This window comes from Fructilactobacillus frigidiflavus (assembly GCF_044054575.1).
GTDB lineage: Bacteria > Bacillota > Bacilli > Lactobacillales > Lactobacillaceae > Fructilactobacillus > Fructilactobacillus frigidiflavus.
The window spans coordinates 1,142,286-1,156,962 of the sequence record NZ_CP168716.1 but is presented as its reverse complement, the minus strand read 5'-3'; the positions used below and the strand labels follow the sequence as shown (position 1 = coordinate 1,156,962).

Below are 14,677 nucleotides of genomic sequence, written 5' to 3'. Positions count from 1 at the left end.
TTTTAAAATAAAAAAATCCTTAGCTAATTTAGCTAAGGACGACTGTGCGTGGTACCACCTTTATTCTTAATATTTTCACAAATATTAACTCACTAAGTATAAAACTCTTTTAGTTGGTATTAAAAAACGTCCCTGGTTAAAAACCAAGGACGTTTTACACGTGTTACCACCTATTTTCCCGATCATTTCTAATCGGCTCAAAAAGTATAATCATTATACTTAAGTGCAATAATGGGCACTCCCAGCAAAAACTCAAATTCGCCTTTGCAACTTGTAGATTACCTTCATTTAAAAATCATTATTCCCTTCGCACCAACTGGGAACTCGCTGAAACTAATTTTCAAATTACTCTTCTACGCTTCGTCTTTTATTTATTGTTTAATAGTCTAAATGATAAATAAAGGGATGTCAATCTTTTATTTAAATTCAAAATGTTTTTTCACATGGTAGTTTTTATGATCATAATTAGTGTGCCACTTGTTAATTTTTTTCGGATGATAACTGGCATAATTTACGGGAGTTGGCACTGACATTGAGGTATCAACAGTTGATCGACCAGTTCCGTAATCAAATGCAATTCCTGGCTGAACATTATATAAATAACGATTAAAGTGCATGGATCCATCGGTACTCGTAGCTTCAACCCAGACCCCTTTGGCCATTAAATCCATATCTTGATAAACCGGGGTTACCTGATAAATAACTTTTTTATTTTCTTCTAAAGCATTGCGCACCATTTCCTCCGTAATTTGCATTACTTTTTGATTAGAAAAGGCTGATTGCGTAATTAAATTTTTCGGATTATCAATTGACCCCTTCGCTCCCCGTTGATAATTGCCATCACGGTTAAGATTAAACGTACACGTATAAGCAATTAAATGTCCCCGATTAACGGGAAAAACTCGCTCTCCATTAATCTTTTTGGGTTGATTATTCCAGCCCGTGGGTTTAAAAACTTGAGCAGCCCGCCCGCTTGATTTACCTAAGTTATTTTTTGTCAAATATGCGGTGGCGGTTCCCGCTCGATTTAATTGATCTAAATTAGAATAGTCAATTTTATTTTGTTTATAATCACTCGGCTGAATGGTTTCAGGCTGATCACTGTTCAAGGTTTCATAGGCCTCTGCTCCAGATTGGTAATTTTCACTGGCTAATTCGGTATATGTCCCAGTTTGTTTAGGATTAACTGCTGCTTCACCAGTTGGAAAAGTTCCAACGAAAGTAAGTGCTGCAACTACCATGGTTGCTGTAATACATTTTATAGTTTTCATCTAGGACACTCCTCTAATGTGTGCGAACGTATGTTTCTATTTTAGCAATAAAAGCCAAAATAAAAAAGCCTGTTTCCAGACTTTTTTACCTTATGCTTCAAAAACAATTTTACCTTCACAGAAGGTCATTTTATTTTCAGCAATCACTGTATCACCAATAAAGGGAGTATTGTTTCCTTTAGAGCGCATTTCTGCTTCATTAATTTGACGGGAATTAACCAAATCCCAGATTGCAAAATTGGCTAAATTTCCGATTTTAATCTGATTATCATCATTAAGCTTAAAAATTGAAGTTGGATTACTGCTCATCCACTTAATTAGTTGTACCAAACTAATTTTTCCAGTTTTAACTAAACGCGTGTATAACAACGGAAACGCTGTTTCAATTCCTGTAATTCCAAAAGCAGAATGAATAAACGACTCACCTTTGTCTTCGTCAGTGTGAGGAGCATGATCAGTGGCAATCATATCAATGGTGCCATCTAAAAGACCTTCTAATAACGCTTTACAATCATTTTTATCACGCAATGGCGGATTCATCTTAAACATCGGATTATCAGCCTTAATCATCGAATCATCTAGTAATAAATGATGAGGAGAAACTTCTGCAGTCACATTTACTCCATCAGCTTTAGCACGCCGAATCAATTCAACACTACGAGCTTTAGAGACGTGGCAAACATGGTAGTGCACACCCGTTACCCGGGCCAATTCAAGATCGCGGGCAAGTTGGCTAGTTTCGGCAACGTCTAAAGCCCCTTTCATTCCAAGTCGATCAGCTGCGGCACCAGCATTCATTACCCCACCATCCATTAAAGCATGGTCTTCCACATGAGCAGCTAAAGGTAGTCCGGTTTTTTCGATTCCAACCATTGCATCATACATCGTTTTAGCTGTTTGAATTCCAAAGCCATCATTACTAAATCCAATTGCCCCAGCTGCCTTCATCGCCGCAAAATCAACTAATTGTTCTGTTTTTTCTTCATAGGTAACGGGTGCGTATTGTTCAACTTTAATAACCCCTTTTTGCTGGTTATCAGACACCATCTTCTTTAATAATTCAGGAGTATTAGGTACCGGAGTCACGTTTGGCATCGCACAAACGGTAGTGTAGCCACCATGGGCAGAGGCTTCACTTCCAGTTTCAATTGTTTCTTTTTGAGTTTGCCCGGGATCACGAAAGTGAACGTGTACATCAACTAGTCCTGGTAAGATGGTTTTTCCGTGGGCTTCAATCACTCGATCTGCTGGAAGCGTAATCTTAGGAGCAATTTGTGCAATTTTTCCATCTTCAATTAATAAATCTTGAGACGCATTTATTTCGCCGTCTTGAAAAAGATCGGCATTTTTAATTAAAATTTTCATCTTTAATCTACTCCTAAAATGTCAGCTTCGTTGATAATTCCTTTAGCAACCATAATATCTGTTAAAATTGCCATCCTCATATACATTCCGTTTTCCATTTGCCGAAAAATGCGTGATTTGTCACTTTCAACCAAATCAGAGTCAATTTCGACTCCCCGATTTACTGGAGCTGGATGCATAATGATTGCATTAGCTTTCATAGTTGCATAACGGGCTTTGGTTAATCCGTATTGTCGGTGATAAGCGGCTTCATCAAATTTAGTTAACTCGTCCCCTAATCGTTCCTTTTGCACTCTCAAGAGCATTACTACATCTGCATTTTTAGCAACTTCATCAACCGTTAAATGGGGACCGTATTTCGCAAATTTTTCCCCATACCATTGATTTGGACCAGCAAAAGTAACCTGTGCCCCTAAACTAGTTAAAAGCTCCATATTAGAACGGGCCACCCGGGAATGATTTAAATCACCAATAATGGCAACGTTAATTCCCTTAAAAGTCCCAAATTCTTCATAAATCGTCATCATATCTAATAAAGATTGGGATGGATGTTGGCCGCTTCCGTCACCTGCATTGGCAATACTAATTTCTAATTTTTGTTGTAATAATTCATTATAATATTCATTTTTGGAATGACGAATCACCGCCAAATCAACTCCAATCGCTTGAATCGTTTTAACTGTATCTTCAAGCGTTTCACCTTTAGTTACAGAACTGGCATTGGCATCAAATTGTAAAACCTGCATGCCTAAGCGACGTTCAGCCATCTCAAAACTCGTATGCGTTCTGGTGCTATTTTCAAAGAATAAATTCATTGCATAGACTGGACGATTTAAAGTTACTTTCTTACCTGCCTTAAATAGTTGTGCAAGTTTAATTTTATGTAAGACTTCGGCCTCACTCATATCAGCGACGGTTACTAAATCATGTTGACTTTTAAATGCCATGTTCGTCCTCCTAGATTATTATCTATTAAAAGAAAATTGCATAAATAAAAGACATGCCACCATTAACGTAGCATGTCTCGTTTAAATTCAACATTACCAAGTTAACTTATCAACCTCTCTGGATTGACTTAAAGCATGCTTTCTTTATTGATAATAACTTTAGCCAATCTGATACCAAAAGTCAAATATTACTTTAGGTTGACTTTTCAAAATAACTTGCTTATGATTAAGAAAATTAATCTTAATTTGGTTCAGAGAAGCCAGAAGATGTCCTCGATAATTTATAAATTAAAAATCACAATTTCGACTACCTTTTCTCTGAACTTTGTCGTAATTGTGATTTTTCTATTTAAAGGAGTTTATTATGTCAGATATTTCTATTTCAGCTACCATTGGCAACGAAAAATACGAAAACCCATTTATTAATGCTGCTGGGGTTTATGATGAAACAGCGAAAGAAATGGATGAAATTCTTGCGTCACAAGCTGGTGGAGTAACTACTAAAAGCGCCACTCTCGCTTCACGTCCAGGTAATCCCCTTCCCCGTTACTATAATACCGAACTTGGTAGTATTAACTCAATGGGACTTCCTAACCAAGGATTAGACTATTATCTTAATTACATTGCAGAAACAAAAACAAATAAACCCATCGATTTATCTATCTCTGGAACTTCCATGGATGATAATTTAAAAGCCCTAAAAAAGGTTCAAGCTAGTAATTTTAACGGTTTAACTGAATTAAACCTCTCTTGTCCTAACGTGATTGGAAAACCCCAAGTTGGTTATGATTACGATGCCATTGAAGATACTTTAGCTGCCGTTTTCGAATTTTTCACGAAGCCACTTGGTTTAAAACTCCCTCCTTACTTTGATCTTCAACAATATGATGCAGTTGCTGCCATTTTGAACAAATACCCACTAACTTACATTAATGCCATTAATAGCGTTGGTAATGGATTAGTAGTTGATGCTGAGACCGAATCAGTTGTCATCAAACCCAAAGGAGGCTTTGGTGGAATTGGTGGAACTTACATTAAACCAGTTGCATTAGCCAACGTTCGCGCTTTTCGTCAACGTTTAAATCCAGAAATTAAAATTATTGGTACTGGTGGTGTAACAACCGGAAAAGATGCCTTTGAATTAATTCTTTGTGGTGCTGATATTGTTGAAATTGGTACTATTTTGGCTAAGGAAGGTCCAGCTGTTTTTGAACGTTTAGATAATGAATTAAAAGCCATCATGAAAGCAAAGGGTTACACCAAACTAAGTGACTTTCGTGGTAAATTAAAAGAATATCAAGGATAATAAGCATCATTTAAGAGCCTAGATAGGTTCTTTTTTATTTAGGAGGATTTAAGATGGAAAAATCATTAAAAGCACATCAAAAGTGGCTCGTAAATTTTTACAAAGACCGAGATTGGTATAACTACTCTACGCTCATTCGGTTAAATTTTCTTTCTGAAGAAGTTGGGGAATTAAATCGGGCCGTACGTAGCATTGAATTAGGCCGTGATCACCCAGGTGAAGCCAATAAAACTGAAACGGAATTACAATATAACTTACGCGAAGAACTTGCAGATTGTTTAGACCAAATTTTAATTATTGCTGATAAGTATGACATTGATCCTCAAGTTTTAATTAAACAAAGTGAAGCTAAAATCAAAGCCCGCTTTAATTTATCTGAATAATAAATTTTTCATAGCAAAAAAGACGAGTACCGCTCGCCTTTTTTTATTCAATTATTTAATTATTAGTTGTTTTTACGAAGTTTGATTCCAAACATAGCAACAAAGCTAACTAAAACTAAACCAATGATTGATAGGAATGAGTTATCCTTTACACCAGTTGCGGGTAAAGCAGCTTTTTTATTTGAAGTAGCTGCTGGAGCAACAGTTGTATCAGTAGCAGGTTTAGCTGGGGCACTTAAAGTAACGACGTTATCATTTTTAACAGCAGTTTGATTTGCAGCTGAATTGTTGGCATCAGTTGCGTTAGCTACAGCGTTATTATTTAATGCTTGATCTGGAGTTGCATTAGTAGTAGCTGTTTGATTTGTAGCGGCAGCATCAGCTACTGGAGCAGCTTGAGTATTATCAGTACTAGCATCAGTTGTTGGTGTTTCTGTAGTCTTTGCTTGGCTAGCATCAGTTAAAGTAGCTTCATCTTTATCAGTTGATGCTTGGTCTGGAGTTGCTTGAACAGGAGTTTCTGCAGTTGCTGAATTTGCATCAGTTGTTGTAGTTTCAGCAGTTTGATCATCAGCTTTAGGAGCAGGAGCTAAAATTTTAGTGTCAGTTTCGTCAGTGTTTGCTACTGGTGCATTATTTTGATCAGTAGTATCAGCAGAATTAGTATTGTCACTTGCTGAGGTATCAGCTGCTACATTTGCGTTAACACTTGCAGCTTGGGTACCACCGTTAACCCGTCCATACGTAGCTGCGCCTAAGTATTTTTCCATAACTGAAACTTGGCGTGAAGTAACTCCATCAACTGTTTCGGCATTAATCATGTTTCCGTTACCAGAATAAATACCAACGTGATCAGAACCTTGGTTACCGAAGAAAACTAAATCACCAGGTTGTGCATCAGCTGCTGAGATTGGAGTTGTAGCACTGTATTGGGCACCAGAAGTTCTTGGTAAAGTAACCCCATCTGCAGCATATGCATTTTGAACTAAAGCAGAACAATCAATTCCACTATTATCAGTCCCACCGTATGAATATGGGGTACCTGTATAACTAGATGCATTTGATACTACATCAGCATTAGCATTAATTGAAGTTACAAAGAAAGCACCTGTACTCATTGCTGCAGTAACAATTCCAGCAACCATCCATTTTTTACCTGCTTTAAACATTTTATAATGTACTTTATTCATAATTTATTATCTCCATTTTTAATTTTAGTTTTAGTTAGTTATTTAACAACTAACTGAATTTTAACATCTGAAGAGTCTAAAAAGGCAATTGATTTTTATTTTTGATGAAATTGTAATCAAAATGAAACATTTTTCACAATCTATTCATTTGACTTTAGTTGACCAATGGCCTTAGAATATGATTGAGAACTTTATTAAGAAAGGAGGAACGCATGGCTAAAAAATCACTAGTTGAAAAAAGTAAACATCCGGCAAAGTTTGCAGTGCAGAACTACACTCGTTGTGAACGTTGTGGTCGTCCACGTGCCGTATATCAAAAATTCCATCTTTGTCGTATTTGTCTTCGCCAATTAGCCCATAAAGGACAAATTCCTGGTATGAAAAAAGCTAGTTGGTAAGCTTTAATTCAATGGAGGAACAATCATGAAAGAAATGACTCTTGCAACCGCCTACCGAATGCTTAAAAGTCCGAACAAACGGACTAAAAGTCGAGCATTACGTGTAATTAAAAAAAATAAAGCAACTAAATAGTGCAAAAAAGCAGCTCATCAGTAAATCTGATTGGCTGCTTTTATTTTGAATCATGTTCTTGATGCCATTGTTTTAAATAATCAAGGCGTTGCTTGAAAATGCTTTCTTTCCCTTGCTCGGAAGGTTCGTAATATTCGTGTCCAGCAATTTCAGGTGGATTGGTTTTCATAGTAGTTAACTTATCTTTTTCACGTTGGGCCATTTTATAGCCCTTTCCATAATTAAGATTTTTCATTAACTTAGTCGGAGCGTTTCTAATTTGTAATGGGACTGGTAAATTACCGTATTTTTTGACATCTGCTACGGCTTTTTGAGCAGCCTTATCGATGGCATTTGATTTTGGTGCTAATGCCAAATAAACGGTTGCTTCAATCACAGCATCATCACAATCGGGCATACCAATTAGTTTTACAGCTTCAGTCGCGTTAATGCAGACATTTAAAGCTTGTGGATCTGCTAATCCAACGTCTTCACTGGCAAAGCGAACTAACCGTCGCATAATGAACATTGGATCTTCCCCACCATCTAACATTCTAGTTACCCAATAAACCGCTGAGTCTACATCACTATTGCGCAATGATTTATGCACAGCTGAGATGATATTATAGTGTTCTTCCCCTTTTTTATCATACAAAAGTGATTTTCGCGTAATTAACTGTTGTAAATCTTCGAGCGTAATAATTACTTTTTTACCGTCTTGTTTTCCATTTTCAACGGCCATTTCTAAAGTATTTAAAGCTGATCGGGCATCTCCATTCGCAAATTCTGCAATTGCCATGAGATTATCATCACTAATCTCAACTTCTAAATCCCCATAACCTTTCGGACTATGAATTGCTTGCTTCAACAGTTCAACAATTTCATCAGCAGTTAAACTTTTTAAAACAAAGACTTTACTCCGCGATAATAAAGCAGAGTTAATTTCAAAGGATGGGTTTTCCGTCGTTGCCCCAATTAAAATGATGCTTCCATTTTCGACATACGGTAAGAACGAATCTTGTTGTGCTTTATTAAAACGATGAATTTCATCAACGAATACGATTGTTTTCAACCCGATTTTCTTATTTTCGGCTGCTTCTTGCATAATTTTACGTACTTTTGTAATACTTGTCCCCACCGCACTAACACTAATAAAATTAGCATCGGTTTCGTGTGCAATGATTTGGGCCAAGGTCGTCTTCCCGGTTCCAGGTGGTCCCCATAAAATTAAAGAAGCAATTTGATCATGTTCAATCAAATTCCTAAGAATGGTCCCTTTTCCAATGATTTGTTGTTGTCCAATAAATTCATCTAAAGTTGTCGGACGAACTCGACTTGCTAAAGGAATACCCTGTTTATTTTCTTGATTTTTAAATAATGATTCTTGTTCCATCATCTTCACCTCCTATATAAATAAGACTGGAAAACAAATTCATTTTCCAGTCTTATTTTTTAATTGTATAAAACGACTGCTTGATAAGCATTTAAATTGCGAACGTGTGTTTGTTTACCCAATTCTACACCATTTTCATTACTCAACGCAAGTTCACCAGCATAGGTTTTTTCAAGTGAAACTTCTTGATCGGTTAAGTTTACCAAAACCGTAACGAAATGGTTTTCGTATCTCATTTCATAAGCAATTACCTGTTCAGCTTCATTAGCGATTGCTTGAAGATCACCATTAATCATCAAGGGTTTAATTTTTGGAGCTTGTCTAAATTTAATCATTGGTTGATAAAAATTAAGTACCGAGTTAGGATCTTTCAACTCATCCGCTACATTAATTCCCTTACGATCATTTCCTAATGCAAGCCATGGCGTTCCAGTTGTAAAACCTGCTTTACTGCTACCATCCCATTGCATAGGAGTGCGGGCATTATCCCTAGACTTTAAATTGACATTTTTTAAGGCTTCTTCAGGAGTAAAACCCTCATCGAGCTCTAATTGATAGTTATTTAAAGAACTAATATCATTAAACTCATTAATGCTAGCACGTGTAAAATTCTTCATTCCAATTTCCTGGCCTTGATAAATAAAAGGATCACCAGGTAAAAAGAAATACATCACGGCTAATGCTTTTGCAGCTTTAGGAGTTCGATTTTCAGCTTTTTTAATTAATTTAGAGAGTACTCGAGGTTGATCATGATTTTCTAAAACATTAGCAAACCAACCATCAGCCTCCTTGATGCCCCTTTGGCTATCAAATATTAATTCGCGTAAATCTGAAACGGACCAGTCATTTTGCCCTCTAAACCACTCATCACCGTCATTGATATCAATATTCATATAGCTAAAATCAAAAATCATGGAGAAATATCCATGTTTACCGACTAGTCGTTTCAATTCAGAAGGTTTTAGTCCGTAGGCTTCCCCAATGGTGACAGCATCGTATTTATCAAAGGTAGCCTTTTTTAGTTCTGCTAGAAATTTTTCTAAGCCGGGCCGATTTTGTCCCTTATGAATCACCGAAACCAAGCCATCTTTTGCATCCGGTGGTAATGATGACCAATCTTGATCCTTTTTCAAAAAATTAATTGCATCAATGCGAAAACCAGCTACTCCTTTTTCTAACCACCAGTTAATCATCTTATAAATGACTTGGCGCAATTGAGGATTTTCCCAATTCAAATCTGGTTGTTGGGGAGAGAAACTATTAAAATAGTACGTTCCCGGTTCATTAGGAACTGGTTCCCAAGTCGATCCACCAAAAATTGAACGCCAGTTGTTAGGAACTTTACCGTCATCAGAATGTTTAAAAATGTAATAATCACGATACTTACTCTTTGGATCTGCAAGTGCTTGTTTAAACCATTCATGTTGGTTAGATGTGTGATTAACCACTAAATCCATGATGATTTTAATGTGACGCTTGTTAGCTTCTGCTAAGAGCTCATCAAAATCAGCCATGGTTCCAAAAATTGGATCAATCGCTTCATAATCAGCTACATCATAGCCCATGTCGTACATTGGGGATTTATAAATTGGTGAAAGCCAAATCGTAGTAATGCCTAAGTCTTGTAAGTAATCTAGACGAGAAATGATTCCCTGTAAGTCACCAACTCCGTCGCCATTACTATCTTGAAAGGAACGGGGATAAATTTGGTAAAAAATCTCATCTTTCCACCATTCTGCTTTTTTGGTTGTCATATCTACACCTCAGTTTCTTTTTATTCTAGTCAAACATAAAAGAGGCTTTCTAGCAATGCTAGAAGACCTCTTTTAACAAAATATTATTTATCTAATTCTTTGTTTAATTTTTCTGCTAATTCTTCAAAACCTGGTTTTCCAAGTAAAGCAAACATATTTTTCTTGTATGCTTCAACTCCTGGTTGATTAAAGGGATTAATTCCATTTAAGTAACCAGAAATTCCAACTGCAATTTCAAAGAAGTAGATTAGGTAACCCAAACTGTATTCAGATTCATCAGGAACTTCCACAGTCATCACGGGTACACCACCATCGTTATGAGCTAAGACAACCCCTTCATAGGCTTTGTCATTAACTTCATTCATTGATTGACCTTTAAGATAATTCAAACCATCAAGATTTTCTTTATCCATCGGAATTTCAACGTTGTAAGGTGGTTGTTTAACCTTAATCACTGTTTCAAAGAGATTCCGTAAACCTTCTTGAATGTATTGGCCTAATGAGTGTAAGTCAGTAGTGAAGTTAGCTGAAGATGGGTAAATTCCCTTTTGGTCTTTACCTTCTGATTCACCCATTAATTGCTTCCACCATTCAGAAAACATCCGAAGATTTGGTTCATAGTTTTCACATAGTTCAGTAACATATCCTTTACGGTATAAAATGTTACGAATAGCAGCATAACGGTATGCATCGTTGTTAGCTAAATCTGGGTCAACATAATCTTTAGATGCATCTTCGGCACCTTTCATTAATTGATCAAGATCTGCCCCTGTTGCCGCAATGGGAAGTAATCCCACGGGAGTTAAAACAGAGAAACGTCCACCAACTCCATCAGGAATGATAAATGATTCGTAACCTTCTGCTTCAACTTCGGTCCGTAAAGCACCGCGTTTAGCATCCGTTGTAGCATAAATCCGTCGATTAGCTTCTTCTTTGCCATATTTCTTAATTAATTTTTCTTTGAAAATTCGAAAGGCAATTGATGGTTCCGTAGTAGTACCTGATTTAGAAATGATATTAACGGAAAAATCTTTATCGCCGATAAATCCTTCAAGTTCATGTAAGTATGAGGCACTTAAAGAGTTTCCAGCAAAAACAACTTGGACGCCACCCTTACGTTCTGCTTTTGATTTAGCATTGTAAAAGTCACCTTGTAAAAAGTCGATTGCTGCTTTAGCACCTAGGTATGAGCCACCAATTCCAATGACAACTAATACTTCTGAATCACTTTGGATTTTTTTAGCAGCTGCTTTAATCCGTGCAAATTCTTCTTTATTATAATCGCTTGGCAAATTAATCCAATCGCGAAAATCAGCACCGGCACCAGTACCTTCACGTAATTCAGTATTAGCAGCATTAACCATTGCTTGCATTTCTGGAACTTCGTTTTCGTGTACAAATTTGCTTACTTTTGAATCATCAAATTTAATATAAGCCATTATCTATCATTCTCCTAAAATAAATTAAATGTTATCTTTTTCATCGAGTACTTTCTTAGCTAGGACAAAGTCCCCAAAAGTAGCAGAGCCATTGTGAGCAATTTCTGGAGCAGTGATGTATTTTTCAAGGGAACCAACACTAAGGTAATTGTTAAACAATAAAGTAAATTGTGCTCTGACCTTAGCAATAAATTCTGGGGTACAAACTCCACCACCTAAAACGATTTTGTTTGGTCTAAAAGTAACCGTTAAATTTACAACTGCTTGAGCGACATAGTAAGCGATAATGTTCCATTTGGGATCATTAATTGGGGTCTTACGACCTTCGATACCATCACGAGCTTCAAAGGTAGGACCAGAAGCCACTCCTTCTAAACAATCACCATGCCAAGGACAAGTACCTTTAAAGTCTAAATCATCACGATGACGTTTTACTTTGATATGACCAAATTCAGGAGTACCCATTACACCTAAGAAATCACCGTTAATGACCGCACCCATTCCAACTCCAGTACCAATTGTAATGTAGGCAACTGATTTTACATTTTCGTCATTTTGCTTAGCGCTTACGTATTCGCCATAAGCAGATCCATTTACATCAGTGGTCCAAAACATGGGAACGTGGAAGTTTTCTTTCATCTTGCCTAAGAAATCAATGTTACTCCAACCCTTTTTAGGAGTCTTAATAATCCATCCATACGTTTCGGAGTTTTTATCAACATCAATTGGTCCAAATGAAGCAATCCCAAAAGCATCAATCTCAAATTTCTTAAAATATTTAATTACTTTAGCTAAAGTTTCATCTGGCGTTGTAGTAGGAAATTGAGTTTGATCAATCACATTAAAATTTTCATCACCCACGGCACAAACAAACTTAGTTCCACCTGCTTCAATACTTCCATATAGCATAATTTCTTCCTCCTTGGAAAAACTTACTTTATTAATTAACTACATTATAGCTCTCAATGAAAGCGGTTTCAACTACTTTGTAATGATTTTAAAAAGTAATGTTTTTCACAAACTAAGCTGCTTATTTTTGTAATTTAAGCCAAAGTGCTTTGAATGGTGATTGCTTCGTGTATTCACGATCAAACGGAAAATCAGCAGGTACTTTGAAGCTATCTTTTTCGCTAAATTTGTGTTTTGAATTAGTCAAAGCTTTTTGGATGCCACTTCTAAAATCACGTAAATTAATGCTTGTTGATTGGGTGGTTACAAAAACATCAGCTTCTTTAGTAGCTAAAGTAAATACTTGGGTAAGTAAATTAGTCAAATCTTTGCGGATGTTAAAGTTCCCCTTTTTACTGCGCATAAAAGTGGGAAGATTAATGGTAATTACGTCGAATTTAAGGTTGTGCTTGATTGCATAATCTAAGAATCCACGTAAGTCCATGCTACGAACCGTTTGAGAATCAGTCGTAATGTTGTTAGCAACAAATTCACCCACTAAATCTGACTTAGCACGTTTACTTTGATCCACATCTTCCGTTTCCGTACTTCCACCAGTGATGGCAGCGGAAACAAATCCAGTTTGATCAAAAAGTAAGTTTAAAACTAATTTATATTGGGCATTATTTTTAACTTGTTTCCGAACATCCCGATAAATCAAATCAAGACCAGTTTTACTTGAACCAAGTAAATGAATAGGATAAACCGTCCCGTTTTCCACAATGGTTTTAAATTCTTGAGGATCTGGTGCAATCCCATCAATGGCATGAATTTCACTACCATTTTCGTAATGCTTAACTTCGTAAACGTTATTGTAGCTATCTAAATTATCAACGATTGCGGAAATTAACATCCGACGTTGGTTGTAAGTTCCTTCATTTTCCCAACTAATGAGAATTTCACCATCATAATTATCAATCGTAATTCCACCAAGTCCATCACCTTGGCCATTAAATAAACGATATGTAGAACTGCTAAGTCCTTGTAAGGCGTTTCGTTTGTTAAAAGCGACGCTAAATAAACGACTAAAAAAGTTATCATTAATCGTTTGGTTTTCTTTTCGACTTAAAATCCAACCAATCCCGTTTCCTTCTTTAGCAAAGTAAGCACTAGCAACAAAGTGTCCACCCTTCATTAAGGCAACAAATTCACCATTGTTGGTAAAATCGTCTTCGTTAACTAAATCTTTTAAACTAATTTGTGGATAGCCACCTTCAAATTTACTTGCAGCTGATCCGGTAATTTCTATTTCTCGCATAATTTCTCCTTTTTCTAAAAACATGTTACTTCTATTGTAACTGGAAACGAATCGAAATAGTAGGAAGTCTACTCTAATGATATAATTAATTTAAAAAATGAAACGAGGATTATTTAATGTACAAATATTTAGTATTTTTTGATTTAGATTCAACTCTATTTGATGCTAATTCAAAAGTTAATGATGAAGTGGCACAGGCCATGGATGAAATCAGAGCCAATGGTGGTCTTCCAGTGATTGCAACTGGTAGAACTTTATACGAAATTCCCGATACACTCGAGAAAACAAAAATTAATACGGTAGTTGCTTCCAACGGTGATTACGGAATGTTTGAAAATCACGAACTTTTTCACCGCATTATTAATCCAGAAACAATTGATGAATTAGTCGAATTTGCTAAGCAACATGGAAATTCCGTGACTATGCTTGATCAAAATGGAAAAGGATCATCTGCTCATGATCAACTTTTACTCGATGCTTGTGCTCGAGTTCATGCACCCGTTCCTCAATTAGTGACAAGCGAATACTGGCATGATCGTCCAATTGACATGATGTTTGTAACTAACACCGATTTAGATGACGTATACATTAATAAATTTGGCGACCGTTTAACCTTTTTCCGTAACTCACCCTTCAGTATTGATATCGTAGATCATAACGCATCCAAAGCTACTGGAATTAAAACGTTAATTGAAAAAGCTAATTTACAAGGAATTCCGACTTACGCATTTGGTGATGGTAACAATGATATTCCCATGTTAGATTATGTCGATCATCCAATTGTCATGGGAAATGGATTAGATAATGTCAAAGAACACGCTGAATTTGTAACAACTGATAATACAAATCATGGAATTGTGAACGGATTACGTCATTTTGATTTAATTTGACCATTAGATATGCTATAATAATA

At 36.3% G+C, this 14,677-nt stretch carries 14 protein-coding genes and 1 other annotated feature; of the genes, 5 read left to right on the top strand and 9 right to left on the bottom strand.

Going from position 1 to position 14,677, the window contains the following annotated elements; all coding sequences use genetic code 11:
* Positions 1-142: 142 nt before the first annotated feature.
* Positions 143-370 (bottom strand) — a binding site (T-box leader).
* A 46-nt stretch (positions 371-416) separates the two neighbouring features.
* The 3 genes from ACEPSS_RS05790 to ACEPSS_RS05780 all read right to left on the bottom strand — a co-directional run bounded on the left by ACEPSS_RS05790 (position 417) and on the right by ACEPSS_RS05780 (position 3,583).
* On the bottom strand, positions 417-1,271 hold the full coding sequence (locus ACEPSS_RS05790) for a DNA/RNA non-specific endonuclease (protein ID WP_395318219.1): 855 nt from the start codon (positions 1,269-1,271) through the stop codon (positions 417-419).
* Positions 1,272-1,361: 90 nt separating this feature from the next.
* A complete protein-coding gene (locus ACEPSS_RS05785; RefSeq protein WP_395318217.1) occupies positions 1,362-2,636 on the bottom strand; it encodes a dihydroorotase in 1,275 nt (424 codons plus the stop codon).
* Positions 2,637-2,638: 2 nt separating this feature from the next.
* Positions 2,639-3,583, bottom strand: coding sequence for an aspartate carbamoyltransferase catalytic subunit (locus ACEPSS_RS05780; RefSeq protein WP_395318215.1), 945 nt, complete (start codon positions 3,581-3,583; stop codon positions 2,639-2,641).
* Positions 3,584-3,947: 364 nt separating this feature from the next.
* Here ACEPSS_RS05780 and ACEPSS_RS05775 point away from each other — a divergent pair, with 364 nt between their 5' ends.
* Together ACEPSS_RS05775 and ACEPSS_RS05770 are read left to right on the top strand one after the other, a co-directional pair.
* Positions 3,948-4,889 (top strand): dihydroorotate oxidase, encoded by a 942-nt coding sequence (locus ACEPSS_RS05775; protein WP_395318213.1) that lies wholly within the window; start codon positions 3,948-3,950, stop codon positions 4,887-4,889.
* Positions 4,890-4,942: 53 nt separating this feature from the next.
* The gene (locus tag ACEPSS_RS05770) at positions 4,943-5,272 is read left to right on the top strand and encodes a MazG nucleotide pyrophosphohydrolase domain-containing protein (protein WP_395318211.1); all 330 of its coding nucleotides are present in this window, start codon (positions 4,943-4,945) and stop codon (positions 5,270-5,272) included.
* 62 nt (positions 5,273-5,334) lie between these two features.
* Here ACEPSS_RS05770 and ACEPSS_RS05765 read toward each other — a convergent pair whose 3' ends face one another.
* Positions 5,335-6,462: an NlpC/P60 family protein gene (locus ACEPSS_RS05765; RefSeq protein ID WP_395318209.1), complete on the bottom strand. Its 1,128-nt coding sequence runs from the start codon at positions 6,460-6,462 to the stop codon at positions 5,335-5,337.
* Positions 6,463-6,674: 212 nt separating this feature from the next.
* Between ACEPSS_RS05765 and ACEPSS_RS05760 the strand changes: the two genes are divergently transcribed.
* Positions 6,675-6,860, top strand: coding sequence for a type Z 30S ribosomal protein S14 (locus ACEPSS_RS05760; RefSeq protein WP_014081872.1), 186 nt, complete (start codon positions 6,675-6,677; stop codon positions 6,858-6,860).
* A 25-nt stretch (positions 6,861-6,885) separates the two neighbouring features.
* Entirely contained in the window at positions 6,886-6,993 is a 108-nt protein-coding gene (locus tag ACEPSS_RS05755; RefSeq protein ID WP_395318207.1) for a putative metal homeostasis protein, read from the top strand.
* A gap of 40 nt (positions 6,994-7,033) precedes the next feature.
* Here the strand turns inward: ACEPSS_RS05755 and ACEPSS_RS05750 are convergent, their stop codons facing one another.
* The 5 genes from ACEPSS_RS05750 to ACEPSS_RS05730 form a co-directional block, all read right to left on the bottom strand.
* The gene (locus ACEPSS_RS05750) at positions 7,034-8,365 is read right to left on the bottom strand and encodes a replication-associated recombination protein A (protein ID WP_395320506.1); all 1,332 of its coding nucleotides are present in this window, start codon (positions 8,363-8,365) and stop codon (positions 7,034-7,036) included.
* 59 nt (positions 8,366-8,424) lie between these two features.
* Complete coding sequence (locus ACEPSS_RS05745) at positions 8,425-10,119, bottom strand: glycoside hydrolase family 13 protein (protein ID WP_395318205.1); 1,695 nt, start codon at positions 10,117-10,119, stop codon at positions 8,425-8,427.
* Positions 10,120-10,202: 83 nt separating this feature from the next.
* Positions 10,203-11,558: a glucose-6-phosphate isomerase gene (locus tag ACEPSS_RS05740; protein WP_395318203.1), complete on the bottom strand. Its 1,356-nt coding sequence runs from the start codon at positions 11,556-11,558 to the stop codon at positions 10,203-10,205.
* A 24-nt stretch (positions 11,559-11,582) separates the two neighbouring features.
* Positions 11,583-12,467, bottom strand: coding sequence for an ROK family protein (locus tag ACEPSS_RS05735; protein WP_395318201.1), 885 nt, complete (start codon positions 12,465-12,467; stop codon positions 11,583-11,585).
* Positions 12,468-12,588: 121 nt separating this feature from the next.
* Positions 12,589-13,764 (bottom strand): class I SAM-dependent methyltransferase, encoded by a 1,176-nt coding sequence (locus ACEPSS_RS05730; RefSeq protein WP_395318199.1) that lies wholly within the window; start codon positions 13,762-13,764, stop codon positions 12,589-12,591.
* Positions 13,765-13,880: 116 nt separating this feature from the next.
* Between ACEPSS_RS05730 and ACEPSS_RS05725 the strand changes: the two genes are divergently transcribed.
* The gene (locus ACEPSS_RS05725) at positions 13,881-14,654 is read left to right on the top strand and encodes a Cof-type HAD-IIB family hydrolase (protein WP_395318197.1); all 774 of its coding nucleotides are present in this window, start codon (positions 13,881-13,883) and stop codon (positions 14,652-14,654) included.
* The last annotated feature ends 23 nt before the right edge of the window (positions 14,655-14,677 follow it).